A 3254-nucleotide genomic window follows, 5' to 3' on the forward strand; every position below is an offset into this window, starting at 1 on the left:
GCATGGCAACGTCCTACCCTCGCAGGGAGCGATCCCCCAACTACTCTCGGCGCTAAGAAGCTTAACTTCTGTGTTCGACATGGGAACAGGTGTATCCTTCTCGCCATCGTCACCACACTACTGAGAAACTTGCGCTCTCAAAACTAGCTAATATCAAATCTCTTTCACATAAACCGGAACACCAATTACTTGGTTAAGTCCTCGACCGATTAGTATTAGTCCGCTACATGCGTCGCCGCACTGCCACTTCTAACCTATCTACCTGATCATCTTTCAGGGGTCTTACTTCCATAAAGGAATGGGAAATCTCATCTCGAGGTGTGTTTCACACTTAGATGCTTTCAGCGTTTATCACATCCATACGTAGCTACCCAGCGATGCGCCTGGCGGCACAACTGGTACACCAGAGGTATGTCCATCCCGGTCCTCTCGTACTAAGGACAGCTCCTCTCAAATTTCCTACGCCCGCGACGGATAGGGACCGAACTGTCTCACGACGTTCTGAACCCAGCTCGCGTACCGCTTTAATGGGCGAACAGCCCAACCCTTGGGACCGACTACAGCCCCAGGATGCGATGAGCCGACATCGAGGTGCCAAACCTCCCCGTCGATGTGGACTCTTGGGGGAGATAAGCCTGTTATCCCCAGGGTAGCTTTTATCCGTTGAGCGATGGCCCTTCCATACGGTACCACCGGATCACTAAGCCCGACTTTCGTCCCTGCTCGACCTGTCTGTCTCGCAGTCAAGCTCCCTTGTGCCTTTACACTCTGCGAATGATTTCCAACCATTCTGAGGGAACCTTTGGGCGCCTCCGTTACTTTTTGGGAGGCGACCGCCCCAGTCAAACTGCCCACCTGACACTGTCTCCCACCACGCTAAGTGGTGTGGGTTAGAGTGGTCATACAGCGAGGGTAGTATCCCACCAACGCCTCCACCGAAACTAGCGTTCCGGTTTCTATGGCTCCTACCTATCCTGTACAAGCTGTACAAACACTCAATATCAAGCTACAGTAAAGCTCCATGGGGTCTTTCCGTCCTGTCGCGGGTAGTCCGCATCTTCACGGACAATATAATTTCACCGAGTCTCTCGTTGAGACAGTGCCCAGATCGTTACGCCTTTCGTGCGGGTCGGAACTTACCCGACAAGGAATTTCGCTACCTTAGGACCGTTATAGTTACGGCCGCCGTTTACTGGGGCTTCAATTCTGAGCTTCGCCGAAGCTAACCCATCCTTTTAACCTTCCAGCACCGGGCAGGCGTCAGCCCCTATACGTCATCTTACGATTTTGCAGAGACCTGTGTTTTTGATAAACAGTCGCCTGGGCCTATTCACTGCGGCTGATCTTGCGATCAGCACCCCTTCTCCCGAAGTTACGGGGTCATTTTGCCGAGTTCCTTAACGAGAGTTCACTCGCTCACCTTAGGATTCTCTCCTCGACTACCTGTGTCGGTTTGCGGTACGGGTAGTTAAGTACTCACTAGAAGCTTTTCTCGGCAGTGTGACATCAGACGCTTCGCTACTAAAATTTCGCTCCCCATCACAGCTTGTCCTGATAAAGCAAAGCATTTGACTCTGCTTAAGACTTACTGCTTGGACATTCTAATCCAACAGAATGCACATCTTAGCCTCCTGCGTCCCTCCATCGTTCAAACGCACTTAACTAGTACAGGAATCTCAACCTGTTATCCATCGTCTACGCCTCTCGGCCTCGACTTAGGTCCCGACTAACCCTGGGAGGACGAGCCTTCCCCAGGAAACCTTAGTCATTCGGTGGATAGGATTCTCACCTATCTTTCGCTACTCATACCGGCATTCTCACTTCTAAGCGCTCCACAAGTCCTCACGATCTTGCTTCACCGCCCTTAGAACGCTCTCCTATCACGCGACCTAATGGTCGCATCCATGGTTTCGGTAGTATGCTTAGCCCCGGTACATTTTCGGCGCAGGATCACTCGACTAGTGAGCTATTACGCACTCTTTAAATGGTGGCTGCTTCTGAGCCAACATCCTAGTTGTCTATGCAACTCCACATCCTTTTCCACTTAGCATACATTTAGGGACCTTAACTGATGGTCTGGGCTGTTCCCCTTTCGACGATGGATCTTATCACTCACCGTCTGACTCCCGGATATGAATCAATGGCATTCGGAGTTTATCTGAATTCAGTAACCCAAGACGGGCCCCTAGTCCAAATAGTGCTCTACCTCCATGATCCTAATTCCGAGGCTAGCCCTAAAGCTATTTCGGAGAGAACCAGCTATCTCCAAGTTCGTTTGGAATTTCACCGCTATCCACACCTCATCCCAGCAATTTTCAACTTACACGGGTTCGGTCCTCCAGTGCGTTTTACCGCACCTTCAACCTGGACATGGATAGGTCACCTGGTTTCGGGTCTACAACCTCGTACTAAAGTCGCCCATTTCAGACTCGCTTTCGCTACGGCTCCGACTTTTAAGTCTTAACCTTGCACGGGATCGTAACTCGCCGGTTCATTCTACAAAAGGCACGCCATCACGCATTAACGCGCTCTGACTTGTTGTAGGCACATGGTTTCAGGAACTATTTCACTCCCCTCCCGGGGTGCTTTTCACCTTTCCCTCACGGTACTGGTTCACTATCGGTCACTAGGTAGTATTTAGCCTTGGGAGATGGTCCTCCCGGATTCCGACGGAATTTCACGTGTTCCGCCGTACTCAGGATCCTGAACTGAGAGAATTTGATTTAATCTACTGGGCTATCACCATCTATGGCGGATTTTCCCAAATCCTTCGACTATCAAATCCTTTGGTAACTCAAATATTCAGTCCTACAACCCCAACGTGCAAGCACGTTGGTTTGGGCTGTTCCCCGTTCGCTCGCCGCTACTTAGGGAATCGAAATTTCTTTATATTCCTGCTGCTAATGAGATGTTTCAGTTCACAGCGTTTACCTCCAACTAGACTATGAATTCATCTAGTGGTAACAGTTGATTAAAACTGCTGGGTTGCCCCATTCGGAAATCTCCGGATCATAGCTTACGTACAGCTCCCCGAAGCATATCGGTGTTAGTCCCGTCCTTCATCGGCTCCTAGTGCCAAGGCATTCACCATGCGCCCTTGTTAACTTAACCTCATTTACCTAACGGTAAATGCGATTAATGAGTTTAGCGATAATTAAACTTCAATAAAAAACTCAAAAAACGCGGTGTTCTCGGTTTCATTATGAAAAAATATATTTGATATTATCTAGTTTTCAAAGAACAAGTTTCAAGAG

Annotated in this window: 2 rRNA genes; both read right to left on the bottom strand. The window is 49.4% G+C overall.

The features are described 5' to 3' along the window. A 5S ribosomal RNA gene (gene rrf, locus FFM82_RS13220) occupies positions 1 to 117 on the bottom strand. A gap of 72 nt (positions 118 to 189) precedes the next feature. Next, positions 190 to 3111, bottom strand: a 23S ribosomal RNA gene (locus FFM82_RS13225). Positions 3112 to 3254 lie beyond the last annotated feature (143 nt).

This window comes from Lactiplantibacillus plajomi, assembly GCF_005405405.1.
GTDB lineage: Bacteria > Bacillota > Bacilli > Lactobacillales > Lactobacillaceae > Lactiplantibacillus > Lactiplantibacillus plajomi.